The sequence below is a fragment of the Alteromonas sp. MTD1 genome (assembly GCF_042848195.1).
Classification (GTDB): domain Bacteria; phylum Pseudomonadota; class Gammaproteobacteria; order Enterobacterales; family Alteromonadaceae; genus Alteromonas.
In genome coordinates this window covers 143,798-161,125 of sequence record NZ_BTGG01000010.1, presented here as the reverse complement: position 1 = coordinate 161,125, position 17,328 = coordinate 143,798, and the positions used below count along the sequence as shown (strand labels likewise).

The window sequence follows — 17,328 nt, the reverse complement described above, 5'->3', positions numbered from 1 at the left end:
AAGGCGCGCAATGTCAGGCTAAAAAAGCATAAGTCATGCTAGAGCGTATTACTCGTCCGTAATACCGCGTCTTAGCTTTTCTCTTACCGACATGCTGTGCTTTAACGCCCAAGAATGACGGATAGGGTAGGTCACTCCTTGTGGTGTCGACACCGACTCGAAAAGATGAAACGCCGACGCATGTACTTCAACGCTCGGACTGTATAACGGCAGTGGTAGTGCCGCGGTGGCTTTTCTCACCATGGTTACATGAGGTTTGTAAGGCTTGTTCTCTACTTGAATGCTGGCACGGCGCGCTGCCTTTCGAGATGCTTTTGCTAGCAACATCAAAGGCTCAGGTGGATTATCTGGTGCGCTAAACAAAATTTTTGGCCCATTCCATACACCAGTATTGTCAAGAGTCAGGCTGAAAGGCTCTGCTACAAGGTTGTCTAGCTCGTAAATTAACGCCTCGTGCTGACGATGTGTAATGCTGCCAAGAAAGCACAGCGTTATATGATAATTCGCCGCTGGTACAGCATAGGGCTGCGTAGAGCCTTGAGGACCACTGTTAAAGAAACCTTTCGCGGAAGATGGTGTTATTTGACGAGGCATGACTTCGGGCAGAGCTTGCTGGCGCCAACTGTCTAGTGCCAGTTTTTCTGTAGCGCTTAAATCCAAACCAATAAAACACCGCATATCACACCTTTTTAAATCGAATGTCGAAAGCCAAATTACAGCAATGACATATGTTCAGAAGGCAAGCGTTTAGCACGTGCCTTTACGTTACGGTTATATATTACCTTGGTTAATAGGCAATGCGATCAGTTCTGTATTTTAACTTCGTGTACCGTGCTGGTGATGCGAGCAAACATGCAAACATATATACGATAAAAACAGGTACAATAGTGCCAAGATTAGCGCACCAATATTGTCTTTATGTTACAGATGTTTTCCCACCTTCCTGCATTTGAGTTAGTAGAGCCGTTGCAGCATGTCATAGCAAACAGCAATGTTGTGGTGGGTGCACCGCCGGGAGCCGGTAAGTCTACAATATTACCGCTAGCGTTACTGCAAGCAGACATAGATGGAAAAGTACTGCTAATGCAGCCAAGAAGAGTGGTGGTAAGAAATTTAGCCGACTTTCTTGCAAAACAACTTGGTGAACAGGTGGGGCAAACGGTGGGTTACCGCATTAAGGGAGAATCAAAAACATCCGCGTCAACCAAGCTTGAAATAATTACCGAAGGCATCCTTAGCCGAATGATACAGCAAGACCCAGAACTAACGGGTATTGGTGCAATTGTTTTCGACGAGTTTCACGAACGCAGTATTCACAGCGACTTTGGGCTGGCCCTTGCGTTAGAAGTACAAGCGGGATTGCGTGACGATTTACGATTAGTCGTAATGTCGGCTACGTTAGATATAGAACCACTGAACGAACTAATGCAGCAACACAGCGTGTTGCCTACTCAAAATTTGAATTCTGAGGGGCGTACTTTTCCTGTAGAAGTGCGTTATACCAACGATGTACTTGCCCGAGATGTTAATGCAAAAGTCACCGAAATAATAAAGCATTCAGTTGTGCAAGACGACGGCGATATTTTGGTTTTTCTGCCTGGTAGAGGCAGTATTCACAGCGTTGCAAGCAATATAGAAACACTAGTAAAAAGCGAAGATATTGCGCTTCATTTTTTATATGGTGCGTTAAGTAAAGAGGCGCAACAAAACGCTATAAGTACAGACATAAACGGACGACGCAAGATTATTCTTTCCACCAACATTGCCGAAACCAGCTTAACCATTGAAGGGGTTAAAGTGGTTATCGATAGCTTGTGGGAAAACAGTGCTCAGTATCATGCATCAAGCGATATTACTCAGCTAACCCAGCAGCGTATTTCTCAAGCAAGCGCAACACAGCGTATGGGACGCGCGGGACGAGTGAGCGAGGGTGTGTGTTACCGGCTTTGCAGCAAGGAGAGCTTCGAGCGACTCGCTAAACACGGTCTTGCGCAAATAGAAAAAGAAGACTTAAGCGACTTTTTATTAAGCACTTATACGTGGGGAAGCACGCCCAATTCATTGGCACTTCTTACAAAGCCAGCAAGTGCACAGCTAAGTGCAGCTAGCCATAAACTGCAGCGTATTGGCGCGGTTAGCGGTGTTTCTGATAAAGCAAACACACTGCTGTCTACCGTTACACCTTATGGAAGAGAGCTGTCTGGTTTACCTTGCCAAGTGCATCTTGCACACCTTCTTCTATCGGTAAAAAATGGCATTAACGGGTTAACTGATGAATTAAACCAACAGTTGAAGCTAGCAGCGCCAATTGTTGTAGCGCTTAGTGAAGGCCAAGTGCAATTAAAACAAAGTGCCTCTTCTAGCCAAACAATGGTGGCAGACGTCTTATTGCGCTGTTCGGCAAATGAGCGAAATACGATTTTACGTCAGGCACAGCGTTATGCACGCTATGTTGGACTGCAAAAAACGGATATTGATCTGTCTTCAATAGACGAGCAGGCTTTGGGTCTGTGTATTGCCATTGCGCATCCAATGCAGGTGGCGTACTTAAAAAATAGTAACGCAGCAGTGCTCAACTACAAGTTGGCCAGCGGTAAAGGCGCAGAGCTATCAATACAAACGAACAATACAAGCGCGCTCACATGGCTGGCTGTGCTTGATGGGCAGCTTATTAATAGTAATGTTGCCATAAGACAAGCGCAGCCTGTTCAAGAAGATTTATTACAGCGTGTGTTCAAGCATGCGTTTACCGAGTCTTTTAAGGTAATGATAAACACTGAAACGGGGCAGTTAGAATCACGCAGTGTTTATGGGTTTTATGACATTGTATTGAGAAGTGCGCCAATTACGGCGCAGGAAAAAGCGAAAAATAAGGCGTTTATTAAGTCTGCGACGGTAAATGCATGGCTGGCCTATTTACAGAAACTTCCTATTCAGCAGTGGCCGTTGTCAGATGACGATTGGCAATGGTGGAACCGCGTAGCCCTTGCGGGTCAAATAAACCTTCCTCAAGAAAAAGCGTTCGATGAGCCCGAACGTTGGCCGCGGTCATTAAAAGCGCTTTTAGAGTTGTCGATTGAAAGCGTAAAAGAAGCGTTAGCGGCCTGTACGTCGATAAAAGCGCTTAATGCGATTGCGTGGAACACGCTATTAAACAATGCGTTATCATGGCCTCAGCAAGATGCACTAGCTCAACTGTTACCTAGCGCTATTACCATTCCTACTGGTCGAAAGGCAAAGCTAGATTATCGTGCAAATGGCGATGTAGTGCTGGCGGTAAAAATGACAGAAATGTATTCACAGGCTGCGCCGTTAACGGTGGCTAATGGCAAGGTGCCCGTGGTATGTGAATTACTTTCACCTGCGGGTCGTCCACTGCAAACTACCAGTAATTTACAGGCCTTTTGGCAGGGCAGTTACAAAGAAATACAAAAAGAGATGAAAGGGCGCTACCCCAAACATTTTTGGCCAGACGACCCGTCAACGGCGTCGCCAACAGCCAAAACTAAGAAGAATATGTAATTAGAAGAAGCACTTTTTAAGGTTACAGTAGTTTGCAAGGCGTTCTTTATTGAACGCCTTTACTACTAGCTCGTCTTATTAGCGCCTTTAGCTAATTGTTAAGTGCGCTTTTTCTCAAGCGGAACTTCGAGTGCTGCCATTAGCGCAAGGCCAGGAAAACCATCAGCAATCATGTTATTCGCAATTTGGTAGTTGCGAATACCCTCACGGGTAGCGGGGCCAATAATACCGTCGGGTTTGCCAACATCGAAGCCCAAAGCATTCAGTTTGCTTTGAAGCGTGATAATGTCGTTGCGGCTATACGCTGGAAGGTCTGGCAATGCAGCTTTGATACCAGACGCGCCCGCAATGCGGTCGGCCAGTACGCCAACGGCAATGGCATAAAACTCTGAATTGTTCCAACGCATGATTACGCGGAAGTTTTTATAAGCAATAAACGCGGGTCCTTCATGACCTGCTGGCACAATAACGTAGGCACTGGTATCGCCTTCGCCTAATGCGTTACCGTTTGCTTTTTTGACGCCTTTCTCATTCCATTCAGACAATGGCTGACGATTCTTGTAGCCAGACAGTTGGAAATTAAAGTCGTCGGGTAATTGTACTTCTCGGCCCCATCTATAGCCTGCTTCCCAGCCTAAGTTGGCTAGAAAATTGGCCGCTGAGGATAACGCATCTTCTTCGCTAGCCCATAGGTTTATTTGACCGTCGCCATCACCGTCAATGGCATAGTGTGTGTACGCCGACGGCATAAATTGTGTGTGCCCCATGGCGCCTGCCCACGACCCAATCATTTCTTCACGGGTAAGTTTTTCGCGTTCCATCAACTTAACAGCCACTAAAAACTCTTGAGTGAAATATTGGCTTCTACGTTTGTCGCAAGCAAGTGTAGCAAGCGAATCTAGTACCGGCATTTTCCCTTTATAGCTGCCAAAGTTAGTTTCAAGACCCCAGAAGGCAAGAAGATAATGTGGGGGCACACCATATTTGTCGCTTAGTTTATGCAGCAAATCTTTATGCTTTGCGTACATTTCTTTGCCTTTATCGGTGCGCCACTGTGTTACACGTTTACTGAAGTAACCGGGGAACGTTTGCACAAACTCCGGTTGGCTTCTATCTAGTTCGATAACTCGGTCTTGGTGAACTAACGAGGGAAAAAGCGTGTCTATGGTAGTCTGGCTTACTCCTTCTTCTTTGGCTTTGTTAGCCAAATCGGCTGTGCAGGTGGCGAAGTTATCGTTAGCGTTAACAGATGTTGCTGAAAGCACGGTTAAGATAAAAGCGGCAGAGGCGCGCAGACTAATTTTGGAGCGCGTAAAACCAGAGAAAAAAGAAGACTGAAAAGAAGCTAAGCGCATAGTACTATTCCTTTGTTGCGTATAGGCATGCTATCGCATTGTGACTGTTAAACGCGAGTAAAATTCAATGTGTAAAGTAAGCAGCTGATGCGTACTGCTGTATTAATTAGGCAATTCGGTTGTTGGCAGGTAAGCCCAATGGTAATGTTTATCGCTCTTAAGGGTAGTACTTTCATCTGTTTTCAGTGATTAACAGTAAGTTATCACTTTTTCTTCATGGCGTATTTTTGTGGCAAAAAAACAATCAAACAAAGCATCACCTTCAAAGCGTAATTCTAAACAACCTGCAGCGAATAAAACCGCGGGAAAGCGCGCATGGTTTTTTAAACTTTTCTTGCGCTTGTGCTTAATTGGGTTTGTTGTTTTAGGGGCATATGCATTCTATTTAGACGCGCAAATAAAGCACTCATTTTCGGGTAATAAATGGGAAGTACCAGCGCAAATTTTTGCTCGTCCGCTAGAGCTTAGTAAGGGCGAAGAAATTACGCCTCAAGAAGTTATCGACGAACTCAACTTACTTGGCTATCGAAAAGTTGCGTTTGCTAATAGTAGTGGCGAATACAGCTACCAAAACCGCGTGCTGAATGTTCAGCGAAGAGCGTTTCAATTTCCTGAAGGGGCCGAGCCATTAAGACATTTGGTTATTACCTGGAGTGGTGCCCGCATTGGCGAGATATATGATAAATCGGAAGATCGCCCCTACGGCTCAGTGAAGTTAGAGCCGTGGTTGGTAACCCGCATGACTAGCGGCTCTCATGAAGACAGAATGTTGGTATCGCTAGACACTATTCCCGACATGCTGCCACGGGCATTAACTTTGGTGGAAGATAGGAATTTTTATAACCATCATGGTGTAGCACCGCTTTCTATTATTCGGGCTTTAATGGCAAATATAGCCGCCGGTCGTACTGTGCAAGGCGGTAGTACGCTAACCCAGCAGTTAGTGAAAAATATGTTCTTAACTCGCGAGCGTTCTATTGTTCGAAAAGCCAAAGAAGCGCTAATGGCGGTAATTATTGACGCGCGTTACAGCAAGTCTGAAATTATTGAAGCCTATTTAAATGAAGTGTTTTTGGGCCAAAATGGCGATATGGCTGTGCACGGTTTTGGATTGGCGAGTTACTTCTATTTCGACCGCCCTGCCAACGAACTAAGCACGCCAGAAATTGCAACGCTGGTTGCTATTATAAAGGGGCCTTCTTACTACAACCCTCGTAAATATGCTGAGCGCACCAAGGAAAGACGTGATTTGGTATTGCGAATGTTGTTCGACGAAAACGAAATAAATCGTGAGCAATATGAGCGATATATAAACATGCCTTTAGGGCTTGCAAGTGGCGCAAGCTTAGCAAGCGGAAAACACCCAGCCTTTATGGAGCGAGTACGCAAAGAGTTAAATGAAATTCTTGCAGAGCCAAGTTTGCGAGACTCGGGGGTTAAGGTATTCACAACCCTTGATATAGTGGCGCAGCGCCGTGCCGAAAAAGCACTTGCTGGTACATTAAATGGGCTACAAAAAGACAGGCAGGCCGCTTTGCAGGGCGCAATGGTAGTTACCGACAGTAGCAGCGGTGAAGTACGGGCTATTGTGGGTGGTAAAGACTATGCGTTTAAAGGCTTTAATCGTGCATTGGATGCCAAACGGCCTATTGGCTCGCTAATAAAGCCAGCGGTTTACTTAACGGCACTTGAAGATCCTACTCAGTTCAACTTAGCTACCCCTTTGATGGATGAGCCTATTACCTTAGAAAGTAAAAACGGTAAGCAGTGGTCGCCTAAAAATTATGACAAAACCTTTAGAGGGCAGGTACCGCTTCTACAAGGGTTAACTGAATCTTTAAATGTGCCTACTGTTAATTTGGGTATGCAGGTTGGTTTAGATGCAATTGCTGACACATTGGCGCGCTTAGGCGTAAATACCCCCGTAGAGAAAGTGCCTTCGTTAACGTTAGGTGCCTTTGAACTTACACCGTTTGTAACCAATCAGATGTATCAAACCCTTTCTAACAACGGGCGTTATGTGCCTCTACACACGGTTACCTCTGTGGTGACAGCGGAGAACGCGTTATTGTGGAAGAAAGCTGAATTTTATTCTCAACGTACCGACGAAGCTGCTACCTATTTATTAAATTATGCGCTCTACAAAGTAACCACAGATGGCACTGCCAAGCGCGTTGGTGCAAACTTTGGGCGTGTGAATATGGCAGGAAAAACGGGTACAACCGATGACTACCGCGATAGCTGGTTTAGTGGCTTCGATAGAAACAACGTGGTAACGGTGTGGGTTGGTAACGACGATAATCAGCCGGTTAACTTAACCGGAGCCGGTGGTGCGCTGCCCGTGTTTATCAATTACATGAAGTCTCAAGCGCCGAAGTCATTGTCACGCCGTTTTCCTGAAGGTCTTGGCATAGCACACTTTGATGCTAAAAGTGGTGCAGTAGTAGTGGCTGGATGTGCTGGCAGCTTAAGCGTTCCCGCCATTCTTGATGTGCTTCCCCCGGCACAGCAAGACTGCGCAGGCAAGCCAGTTCAAGAAAAACGTAAGCAGAAAAAGAAAAGCTGGTGGGAGCGAATTTTTGGATAAAAAAACTCCAGTAAGAAGATAGAAAACACCATCACTTGGCAATAACTGCGTGCTTTCTATCTCCCTCTGGAGCGAAGTGCCCAGGGAAGGCAAGGGAACAAATTGTGGTGCCGCAAAGCGGCTAAAAACGTAACGCGAAGGTCAACACGCTCTAGCAATCTTAATGACCTTTTTGCAAGAACATGCGCGCTGTCGAAAATAGCAAGGCACTAACCATAAAGGCGATAAACGGGCCAAGCACTAACATAAACAGTGTACCGGCGGTTAACATAGCAAGCTCCTTATGCGTCGTTGTCGTCTACGTTCTTATCTTCAACTTCTGGCTCAATAGACGTAATCGTGATTTCTGCAATCAGTGTGTTGTCGTCGGCTTCTGGCTCAAATGTGTGACCAGCAGTAAGCACGTCGTACGTTACGCCTAAAGACAAATCTTGTTTAACGCTATAAACCGCACTCTCAACAATCATATCTGTGTAAGCTTCAACGCTGTGGTTGGCGTCTGCCATTGCCGATGCGCTGAATGCGCCAGTAGCCAATACAGCAGATAATTTAAGTGCAGTGAAAAGTTTGCGACCGAAAAGCATAATAATCTCCAAAAAGTAAAGTTAGACACTGCACTGAAACATACTGCGTGGCAGCTATCGTGTTGCTAAGGGTTTCGATATTAAGTCGTTATCAATTAACAATTAGTTTATAGCGAGGGATGTGCCACTTTTTGATATTGTTGTAAGTATCTGAATTTTAATGGTTATTAATTTATAAAAAGATCTTTAAAGAATTTCAAAGAAACAGGAAAGCTAAAATTTAGTGTTTTTGAAACCAAGTTGGTCAAAAACACTAAGTTGATCTTTTTGGGGGATTTGGGTTTGTTTTGGCGCTTTTAAGAGGAAAGGGCTAATAGGAAAGGCTTAAGAGGTCAGTGTTAATAGAAAAAGATAGAAAGCGCCCAAATGCGCTCTCTATCTAAAGGGACTTGAAATAATTACTTTCTTAATTTGGAAACTAAGGCAAAGACGAACGCGATAATGCTGCCGGCAACAACACCTACAATGCCATCAGCAAGAATAGACATCACCAATGCGGCATTTGGCGCAGCACTTACGAACAAGTCTGTTATTACATGCATAAAGCCAATGCTGTGAGTTAATATACCGCCACCTACTAAAAACATGGCCACGGTGCCCACAACCGCCAATGTTTTCATTAATGCTGGTGCTGTAACAAGTAGCGCCCTTCCAATAAAACGCTGCAGTCCGTTCATACTTCCAGTAAGCGACTTGCGAAGCATATAAAGACCGACGTCATCCATTTTTACCAAGCCTGCCACAAGTCCGTATACTCCAACGGTGATCGCAAGGCTAAGCGCAACCAAAACACCTATTTGCGTAGTTAGAGAAGCGTCGCTTACTGTGCCAAGCGCAATAACAATGATTTCTGCCGATAAAATAAAATCGGTTCTTATAGCGCCTTTTATCTTGTCTTTTTCGAAGGCAACCATATCAACGTCTTCTTGAGTAAGTGCCTCAATACGTGCTTCTCGTGCCTGAACTTCATCTTCGTGGGGTAAATACTTGTGCAGCAACTTTTCAGCACCTTCAAAACAAAGGTACAGGCCACCTAGCACCAACAGCACGGTTATTAATGCTGGAACAAATGCACTTATTGCTAAAGCGGCCGGCACTAAAATAGCTTTATTGAGTAACGAGCCCTTAGCCACGGCCCAAACCACAGGTAACTCGCGATCTGCTTTAACACCTTGAACTTGATCTGCGTTCACTGCTAGGTCATCACCCAGCACGCCAGCGGTTTTTTGTGCTGCTACTTTCGACATAGTTGCAATATCGTCCATTAATGTTGCGATATCGTCGAGTAGGGCAAGTAAATTGGCTGCGGCCACGTTAATATCCTTGTATCGTTAGTTAGGTAAAGCAAAGCATACGCTGAGCAGTTTATCGTTGGCAATAATGACATGAATACATCTGATTTCGCATCACTTTCTATTCGCTCTTATACAAAGGCTATGTGTAGTCACGCGCACGACCATTTCCAGCTTGTGCTTCCAATAAATGGGCACATAGAAATAACCTTGGACGACTACAGTGGCAGCGTTGGTGTGGGGGAAGGAATTTGTATTTCACCAACACAGCAGCACAGTTTTAGAGCCAATGAGCTTTCGAAGTTTGTTGTTGCTGATATGTACGATGTTCCCGAACAACTAAAAAATGCCCACAACCCTATTTTTCAAGTTGACCATTCGCTACAGTCTTTTTTGCATTTTATTGAAGTACATCTATCGTATGCAGAGCGCACCGCCCAGCAAGAAACATCACGTTTGTTTTGGGCACTGTTAGCACAGGCGAAGGCTGGAATTGCGATCGATAAACGCATTACGCCAGTACTTTCTCACATTCACAATGACTTGTCTGAAGCTCACACAATTTCATCGCTTGCAGCTATTGCCTGTATGGGACAAACTCAATTCAAAGTGCGCTTTAAAGCCTCTACTGGTATGAGCTTACGAGACTATTTAGTGCATACAAGAATGGAAAAAGCCCGTGCGTTACTACGAAACACAGATACACCCATCTTTGACGTTGCCCTGGCGACAGGTTACGACGACGTTACGTCCTTTTCGCGACGCTTTAAGATGACATTTGGGCAGTCGCCTGGTGTGTATAAAAGAAAATAGCACATACCTTTTTGTATCTTCTCATTATGCGCCTATTGCCCTTCTTTGGGCGTTTTTTGTACTCTGGCATCAATAAAACGGTTATGGTCGTCCATTTTGGTGCACGTTAACGTACCGCCAGCCATTCCACTTAAAAACGTTATAACCTTGTTAGTTGTACTAGCGCAGTTCACGTTTTTCACTGGGCGAGGTGGTATTAAAGGCTCTGGCTCTCCTTTTCTTGTATCGACTAAGTCTGGGCTTTGTTTTTTGCTTTGATACGCAGAAGATTCTTGTTGGGCCAAGCCTTGTATTTGCTGTTGATTATAGCCATCAAAATAGTTGGCTACTGCTTCTTTGGGGGAAAGCGTTAAGCGACCCGCCCTTTGATTTAGATTTGTTGGTGAAGGTGCTACCTGGCTAGGGGGAGGCGGCACCTTCGTGGCAGCAGGCGGAGGTTCATTAACGTCGTTGGCTTGTTTAATGACTGGCGCTACTGCATCTAAAACAGACTTTTCATCAACAACTTGCTGCTTAGGTGCAGGTTTTTCTGCCTCCGATGGTGTCTCTGATTGTGTCGTGTCGCTTTTTACCTGGCTGGACGTGCGTTCAGACGGTGATTGGGTTTTGGGTATTGGAGGGAAATAGAGCGTAGCTTGCACTGGTGCAGGTAATGGCTTTAATTCAGCAGGCTCTCTTTCAACAAGATGCCACTGGCCTGCGAAAAGTATTAATGCTACCCCTAAAACATGAATGAAAAAAGACGAGAACAATGCCCGCCACCCGAATGCAGGTCGAGTAGCGCTATCAGAACTTAATCCGCCGTTATCGTTGGTATCGAAACGGTTTGGGGCGTAAAAGTTGTCAGAAATAGTCGTCATAGTTATCAACAGACCCTTACCCCTAACAAATAGTTCCATCCTAATTTCATCGCACTTTTTAGTTTACTGAACGTGCGAGCAGGCTTTTCCGCGCCATCATTGGGCAAAAACAAGTCACTGCACCATGTTGGTGCGATATTTCGTGCGCAATGTCTGGTTTCGATGACTATATATATGATTTTGTTGAATAATTATTTGTGGCATGGCTCTTGGTTTATCTCTTGTAAATCACGCGATTTATCGAATAACAACACATAAAACTGGGAGCAACACATGAAACTAGTCACAGCTATCATCAAGCCGTTTAAGCTAGATGATGTTCGTGAAGCCATTTCAGAAATCGGTATCGATGGCTTGACCGTTACCGAAGTAAAAGGCTTTGGACGTCAAAAAGGGCACACTGAACTTTACCGCGGCGCTGAATATCAGGTGGATTTTCTACCTAAAGTCAAACTGGAAATTGCTGTTCAGGATGATCAAGTAGAACGCCTGGTTGAAGCCATCGTTGGCGCAGCCAAAACAGGCAAAATTGGAGACGGCAAGGTGTTTGTATATGACCTTGAACATGCCGTTCGTATTCGAACTGGTGAGTCGGATAGCGACGCGCTGTAAGCCACAACGAAATATTTTGCGGAGAAAACCATAATGGAAATCACTTTTGAACTTGGGTATGCGCTAGATACCTTTTATTTTCTAGTTTGCGGCGCATTGGTAATGTGGATGGCTGCAGGCTTCGCGATGCTTGAAGCGGGTCTTGTTCGAGCAAAGAATACCACTGAAATTCTAACTAAAAACGTAGCGCTATTCGCGATTGCGTGCACCATGTATATGGTTTGTGGCTACGGCATAATGTACGGCGGCGGCGATTGGGGTCCTTTCCTAAGCGGCATTATGGCTGATGGAGCAACTGGCGCTGCTGAAGAGCCAGCAACCTATGCACCTTCTGCAGACTTCTTCTTCCAAGTAGTATTTGTTGCAACGGCAATGTCTATTGTATCTGGTGCAGTGGCTGAGCGTATGAAGCTTTGGGCATTCCTTGCGTTTGCTGTTGTTATGACAGGTTTTATCTATCCAATGGAAGGCGCTTGGACATGGGGCGGCGAAGCAGTATTCGGTATGTATACGCTAGGCGACCTTGGTTTCTCTGACTTCGCAGGTTCAGGTATTGTTCACATGGCTGGTGCAGCAGCTGCACTTGCAGGTGTACTAGTGCTTGGCGCTCGTAAAGGTAAATATACTGCTGACGGTAAAGTAAATGCTATCCCTGGCGCAAACTTACCGCTAGCAACACTAGGTACATTCATTCTTTGGATGGGCTGGTTTGGTTTCAACGGTGGTTCTGTATTAGCAACCGCTACAGTAGAAAGTGCAAACTCGGTTGCTATTGTATTTATGAACACTAACGCAGCAGCAGCAGGTGGTTCAATTGCTGCGCTTATCGTTGCACGTATTCTGTTTGGCAAAGCCGACCTTACAATGGTACTAAACGGTGCGCTAGCAGGCCTAGTTGCTATCACAGCAGAGCCTTCTACACCTACACCGCTTCAAGCTACGCTGTTTGGTGGCCTTGGCGGTATCTTGGTAGTACTTTCAATTGTTGGTCTTGATAAGCTTAAGATTGATGATCCTGTAGGTGCAATCTCTGTTCACGGCGTAGTAGGTCTACTTGGTCTTATCCTTGTTCCTTTCACTAACGACGGTTCAAGTATTACAGGTCAGCTAATTGGCGCAGCAACCATCTTCGTTTGGGTATTCGTAGTTAGCTTAATTGTATGGCTTGTACTTAAAGCCGTTATGGGTATTCGCGTAAGTGAAGAAGAAGAGTTCGACGGCGTTGATATGAGTGAATGTGGTTTGGAAGCATACCCAGACTTCACTAGCAGCCGCTCTTAACAGAGTTTTGATTAGGCAATGTAAAACAATAATTTTAATGCCTTAATTACCTCGCTTAAGCCCCGCAATCGCGGGGCTTTTTTCATTTTTCTTATTTTTATTCCACTTTTCAGCGTGCTGTGCGTATTATGACAATATTGCTACATCATAGCGTTGAAATAGCCTTAGTCTGATGCAAATGCAATGTGGATGTTGTCTGAACAAAGCAGGCCAAGCCAAACAAAAACTAGGTTGCTTGAGTTAGGCTTTTTAGCACCATACCCCTTGCTGTCGGCAAATGATTTCTTGAAGGGAAAAATATGCGAAATACTGTGCGTTTACTTTTAGCTGCTTTAGCATTTACTAGTGTGTCAGCCGCCGCTTACGATCGAATTACCGGAAAGCCTTTTGCCAGTCGTTCTGAAGTTATTGCTAAAAACGGAATAGCAGCCACCAGTCAGCCGCTTGCTACACAAGTTGCGCTAGATATTTTAAAACAAGGCGGAACCGCAGTAGACGCAGCTATTGCAGCTAATGCCATGCTAGGGCTTGTCGAGCCTACGGGGTGCGGCGTAGGCGGTGATTTATTTGCAATAGTGTGGGACGCCAAACAAAAGAAGCTGTTTGGGCTTAACGCATCAGGCCGCTCGCCGCGCCAACTCACTAAAGAGGTGTTTGCAGAGCGCGGATTAAACAAAATTCCCAAATTTGGTCCATTTCCAGTATCGGTACCTGGCGCAGTAGACGGTTGGTTTTCGCTTCATGAGAAATTCGGAAAGCTGCCCATGTCTACCTTACTCACACCTTCGATAGAGTACGCGAGAAACGGCTTTCCGGTATCAGAGCTTATTGCCTACTACTGGGGAATGAATAACGCACGTATCGGCCATTATGATGGCTTTGCAGATACTTTTTTAATTGACGGTAAGCTTCCGCAAAAGGGTGATGTATTTAAAAACCCAGGCCTTGCTGTTACGTATGAAAAGATTGCTACGGGTGGCCGTGATGCGTTTTACAAAGGCGATATTGCACGCACTATCGACGCCTATATGAAGGCGCAAGGCGGCTTTCTTTCCTATCAAGATTTATCGTCGCACACGTCTGAGTGGGTTGAGCCCGTATCGGCTAATTATCGTGGCTATGACGTTTGGGAGCTTCCACCTAACGGGCAAGGTATAGCGGCACTACAAATACTTAACGTATTAGAGCGTTACGATATTGAAGGTATGGGGTTTAACTCTGCAGACTATATTCATACGTTCGTTGAAGCGAAAAAGCTGGCGTTTGAAGACCGTGCTAAGTTTTATGCCGACCCAGACTTTAATGATATTCCTGTAGACTGGTTAATATCTAAAGAGTACGCAAAGCAGCGCCAACAGCTTATTGATAACGACAAAGCAGCTACGCGAGTTGATTCAGGTAAATACGAGGGCGATACCATTTACCTCACCGTTGCCGATAAAGAGGGCAATATGGTGTCGCTTATTCAAAGCAATTACCGTGGTATGGGCTCGGGAATGACACCGCCAGGCCTTGGTTTTATTTTGCAAAACAGAGGCGAAATGTTTACTTTGGAAGAAGGGCATTTTAATGAATATCGCCCTGGCAAACGTCCTTTCCATACCATTATACCCGCCTTTGTTACCAGAAATGGTGAGCCAGTAATGAGCTTTGGGGTGATGGGAGGCGGCACTCAGCCTCAAATGCATGCGCAAATCATCGTCAATGTTTTAGATTTTGGCATGAACTTACAAGAAGCAGGTGATGCCCCACGCATTTTGCACAGTGGCTCAAGTAGCCCAACCGGTGAACTGATGATGGATGGTGGCTACGTAAGCTTAGAGTCTGGCTTTAGTGAGACTGTTCAGCGAGAGCTGATGGAGCGAGGCCATAAACTACAACGAGTAGTCGGCGCCTTTGGCGGGTATCAAGCGATAGCGTGGGATAAGCAAAAAGGCGTGTATTTTGGTGCGTCGGAAAGTCGAAAAGATGGACAAGCTGCCGGCTATTAAGCACACTATGAGAAACATCTACATGCGGTAAAAGGCGGTACCGTATAATGGTAGATATGCCGAGCAAGTAAAAAATTAAAAAGAGCTGCAATGACACAACCACAAAAAGGCATCTGCGCTGAGCCTAATTTGCATGCACAATATCTCATGCTGAATGTTATTGATGACGACAGTGAGGCTGTGCGAGCAAAGCTATCGCGAGTGCTAGACATTTTTGAGCATTTTGAAAATGAGCATTATGAAGCCATGGTAACCGGTGTTATTGCTATTGGTACTGGGTATTGGAACGAAGTATATCCAGGCCTTATTCCCGTTGAACTTACCCCTTTTCCTGACATGCAGTGCGAAGACAGAAGCGCGCCAACCATGCCATGCGATATCTTTATTCAAATACGCGCCGATCGACTAGATATCTGTCACGCTGTAGGTATTGAGGTGATGGATTTACTTCGTATTCATGTTGAGCTGGTAGAGCAAATACGCGGTTTTCGTTATCTGGACGGAAGAGACTTAAACGGCTTTCTTTATGCTGCGGATAATCCACGCGGCATGAAGCGCAGGAAAGTTGCCATCATAGGGCAAGACGACCCAGATTTTGAGGGCGGAAGTTATTTACATGTTCAGCGTTTTCGCCACGATTTACGCCGTTGGAACAGTTTGTCTGTTCGTCAAAAAGAGCAGGTAATGGGCACAACGCAAGAGCATAACCTAGTGAGTAACGAGCAGTCTGCGTCGTCTCATAATGTACGTGCTAGTAGCGCTACTCCTGATAGCGACGAGCCAAGGCTTATTAAGCAAGGAATGCCTTATGGTGATATGGTTTCACAGGGGCTAATGTTTGTAAGCTGCAGTGCTAGCGCAAGACCGTTTAAAGATATGCTGCATAGTCAAATTTACGGAAACGGTGAGGGCGACTACGACCGCTGGTTAGATTTTACCAGCGCAGAAACCGGCGCTGCGTTTTTTGCCCCTTCGATTAGCTTTATAAGACAGCAGGCTAAGCTATTACAGGGTGAATAGGTAAAAGCCAGCAAATAACTGTCTTAAACAGCACTAATTAAAACGTTCCTTCAAACAAAAAAAGCCCCGATCATCGGGGCTTTTTAGTATGTATTGTATAGCTACAGCTACATCTAAACTTGCACACTTTTAAAGCGTACTAAATACCTTGTCAGCAGCAGCCAGTGTTTTCTCAATCACACTAGCGTCATGGGCTTTTGATACAAACCCAGCTTCATAAGATGCAGGAGCAAGATATACGCCTTCGTTTAGCATGCCGTGGTAGAACTTATTAAACTGCGCCGTGTTACAGTTAATTGCCTGCTTGTAGTTTGTCACCTTTTCTACATCGGTAAAGAAAATACCGAACATGCTGCCGGCAACGTTCGTGGTAAGCGGCACGCCGTACTTGTCGGCAATGGCCTGAAAACCGTCTACTAAGTTTTGCGTATTTTCAAAAATTGAATCGTATAAGCCTGGCTGCTGGATTTCTTCCATTGCTGCAAGGCCTGCTGCCATGGCCACAGGGTTGCCCGATAGAGTACCCGCTTGATATACAGGTCCTGTAGGCGCAATGTGCGTGATAATGTCTTTTCTACCACCGAAACAGCCTACTGGCATACCGCCACCAATGACTTTACCTAAGCAGGTAAGGTCTGGTTTAACGTTATAACGCTCTTGTGCACCACCGCGTGAAACACGAAAACCAGTCATTACTTCGTCGAAAATAAGCACGCTTCCGTATTCATCACATATAGCGCGAAGCCCTTCTAAAAAGCCGTCTACAGGTGGTATACAGTTCATATTTCCAGCTACCGGCTCAACAATGATACAAGCAATGTCGTCGCCGTGCGCTTCGAAAATCTGCTTAACGCTGTCGATGTTGTTGTACTCAACGGTTAGCGTATGCTCAGCTACATTCTCTGGAACACCTGGCGAGCTTGGTACGCCAAGCGTCAGAGCGCCAGAGCCTGCTTTCACTAGCAAAGAATCGGCATGGCCGTGATAGCAGCCCTCAAACTTCACAATTTTGTTGCGGCTGGTGTAGCCACGTGCAAGGCGAATAGCCGACATGGTGGCCTCAGTGCCCGAGTTAACCATACGTACCATTTCCATTGATGGTACTAGCTTGCTTACGGTTTCAGCCATGATCACTTCGGCTTCAGTAGGGGCACCAAACGACAAACCGTTGTGCGATGCTGCAATAACAGCTTCGCGAATTTTAGCGTTGTTGTGACCCAATACCATCGGGCCCCACGACTGGATGTAGTCGATGTATTGCTTTCCGTCAGCGTCCCACATATACGCGCCATCTGCTTTTGTGATAAAGCGAGGTGTACCACCAACTGCCTTAAAGGCACGTACCGGTGAGTTAACGCCACCAGGGATAGTTTGTTGCGCGCGGGCAAACAATGCTTCAGATTTCTGCATG

Annotated in this window: 13 protein-coding genes; 7 read left to right on the top strand and 6 right to left on the bottom strand. The window is 45.5% G+C overall.

The window, feature by feature from the left end; genetic code table 11:
- Positions 1-48: 48 nt before the first annotated feature.
- On the bottom strand, positions 49-678 hold the full coding sequence (thpR, locus tag ACGHAV_RS14735; protein ID WP_390382260.1) for an RNA 2',3'-cyclic phosphodiesterase: 630 nt from the start codon (positions 676-678) through the stop codon (positions 49-51).
- A gap of 240 nt (positions 679-918) precedes the next feature.
- Between thpR and hrpB the strand changes: the two genes are divergently transcribed.
- Positions 919-3,522 (top strand): ATP-dependent helicase HrpB, encoded by a 2,604-nt coding sequence (gene hrpB, locus ACGHAV_RS14730; RefSeq protein WP_390382257.1) that lies wholly within the window; start codon positions 919-921, stop codon positions 3,520-3,522.
- Positions 3,523-3,620: 98 nt separating this feature from the next.
- Here hrpB and ACGHAV_RS14725 read toward each other — a convergent pair whose 3' ends face one another.
- Positions 3,621-4,877, bottom strand: a complete 1,257-nt coding sequence (locus ACGHAV_RS14725) for a lytic murein transglycosylase (protein WP_390382254.1) — start codon at positions 4,875-4,877, stop codon at positions 3,621-3,623.
- A 229-nt stretch (positions 4,878-5,106) separates the two neighbouring features.
- Here ACGHAV_RS14725 and mrcB point away from each other — a divergent pair, with 229 nt between their 5' ends.
- Positions 5,107-7,464 carry a penicillin-binding protein 1B gene (gene mrcB / locus ACGHAV_RS14720; protein WP_390382251.1) on the top strand — a complete coding sequence of 786 codons (2,358 nt, stop codon included), beginning with the start codon at positions 5,107-5,109 and terminating at the stop codon, positions 7,462-7,464.
- Positions 7,465-7,745: 281 nt separating this feature from the next.
- On the opposite strand, the gene ACGHAV_RS14715 is transcribed toward mrcB, so the two are convergent.
- Together ACGHAV_RS14715 and ACGHAV_RS14710 are read right to left on the bottom strand one after the other, a co-directional pair.
- Positions 7,746-8,048: a hypothetical protein gene (locus tag ACGHAV_RS14715; protein WP_390382248.1), complete on the bottom strand. Its 303-nt coding sequence runs from the start codon at positions 8,046-8,048 to the stop codon at positions 7,746-7,748.
- A gap of 398 nt (positions 8,049-8,446) precedes the next feature.
- Entirely contained in the window at positions 8,447-9,361 is a 915-nt protein-coding gene (locus ACGHAV_RS14710; protein WP_390382245.1) for a DUF808 domain-containing protein, read from the bottom strand.
- A 72-nt stretch (positions 9,362-9,433) separates the two neighbouring features.
- Here ACGHAV_RS14710 and ACGHAV_RS14705 point away from each other — a divergent pair, with 72 nt between their 5' ends.
- Entirely contained in the window at positions 9,434-10,153 is a 720-nt protein-coding gene (locus ACGHAV_RS14705) for a helix-turn-helix domain-containing protein (protein WP_390382242.1), read from the top strand.
- Between the two features lie 32 nt (positions 10,154-10,185).
- Here ACGHAV_RS14705 and ACGHAV_RS14700 read toward each other — a convergent pair whose 3' ends face one another.
- Positions 10,186-11,013 carry a hypothetical protein gene (locus ACGHAV_RS14700; RefSeq protein ID WP_390382239.1) on the bottom strand — a complete coding sequence of 276 codons (828 nt, stop codon included), beginning with the start codon at positions 11,011-11,013 and terminating at the stop codon, positions 10,186-10,188.
- Positions 11,014-11,286: 273 nt separating this feature from the next.
- On the opposite strand from ACGHAV_RS14700, the gene glnK reads away from it, so the two are divergent.
- From glnK to ACGHAV_RS14680, 4 genes are all read left to right on the top strand, one after another.
- A complete protein-coding gene (glnK, locus tag ACGHAV_RS14695; RefSeq protein ID WP_012516988.1) occupies positions 11,287-11,625 on the top strand; it encodes a P-II family nitrogen regulator in 339 nt (112 codons plus the stop codon).
- A gap of 33 nt (positions 11,626-11,658) precedes the next feature.
- Positions 11,659-12,906: an ammonium transporter gene (locus tag ACGHAV_RS14690; protein WP_390382236.1), complete on the top strand. Its 1,248-nt coding sequence runs from the start codon at positions 11,659-11,661 to the stop codon at positions 12,904-12,906.
- A 299-nt stretch (positions 12,907-13,205) separates the two neighbouring features.
- A complete protein-coding gene (ggt, locus tag ACGHAV_RS14685; protein ID WP_390382233.1) occupies positions 13,206-14,897 on the top strand; it encodes a gamma-glutamyltransferase in 1,692 nt (563 codons plus the stop codon).
- A gap of 90 nt (positions 14,898-14,987) precedes the next feature.
- A complete protein-coding gene (locus tag ACGHAV_RS14680) occupies positions 14,988-15,917 on the top strand; it encodes a Dyp-type peroxidase (RefSeq protein ID WP_390382230.1) in 930 nt (309 codons plus the stop codon).
- A gap of 129 nt (positions 15,918-16,046) precedes the next feature.
- Here ACGHAV_RS14680 and hemL read toward each other — a convergent pair whose 3' ends face one another.
- Complete coding sequence (hemL, locus tag ACGHAV_RS14675) at positions 16,047-17,327, bottom strand: glutamate-1-semialdehyde 2,1-aminomutase (protein WP_390382227.1); 1,281 nt, start codon at positions 17,325-17,327, stop codon at positions 16,047-16,049.
- Position 17,328 lies beyond the last annotated feature (1 nt).

Coding starts and splice junctions, on each gene's coding strand:
- thpR (WP_390382260.1), bottom strand. CDS start 678: ATGCGGTGTTTTATTGGTTTGGATTTAAGCGCTACAGAAAAACTGGCA.
- hrpB (WP_390382257.1), top strand. CDS start 919: ATGTTACAGATGTTTTCCCACCTTCCTGCATTTGAGTTAGTAGAGCCG.
- ACGHAV_RS14725 (WP_390382254.1), bottom strand. CDS start 4,877: ATGCGCTTAGCTTCTTTTCAGTCTTCTTTTTTCTCTGGTTTTACGCGC.
- ACGHAV_RS14715 (WP_390382248.1), bottom strand. CDS start 8,048: ATGCTTTTCGGTCGCAAACTTTTCACTGCACTTAAATTATCTGCTGTA.
- ACGHAV_RS14705 (WP_390382242.1), top strand. CDS start 9,434: ATGAATACATCTGATTTCGCATCACTTTCTATTCGCTCTTATACAAAG.
- ACGHAV_RS14700 (WP_390382239.1), bottom strand. CDS start 11,013: ATGACGACTATTTCTGACAACTTTTACGCCCCAAACCGTTTCGATACC.
- glnK (WP_012516988.1), top strand. CDS start 11,287: ATGAAACTAGTCACAGCTATCATCAAGCCGTTTAAGCTAGATGATGTT.
- ACGHAV_RS14690 (WP_390382236.1), top strand. CDS start 11,659: ATGGAAATCACTTTTGAACTTGGGTATGCGCTAGATACCTTTTATTTT.
- ggt (WP_390382233.1), top strand. CDS start 13,206: ATGCGAAATACTGTGCGTTTACTTTTAGCTGCTTTAGCATTTACTAGT.
- ACGHAV_RS14680 (WP_390382230.1), top strand. CDS start 14,988: ATGACACAACCACAAAAAGGCATCTGCGCTGAGCCTAATTTGCATGCA.
- hemL (WP_390382227.1), bottom strand. CDS start 17,327: ATGCAGAAATCTGAAGCATTGTTTGCCCGCGCGCAACAAACTATCCCT.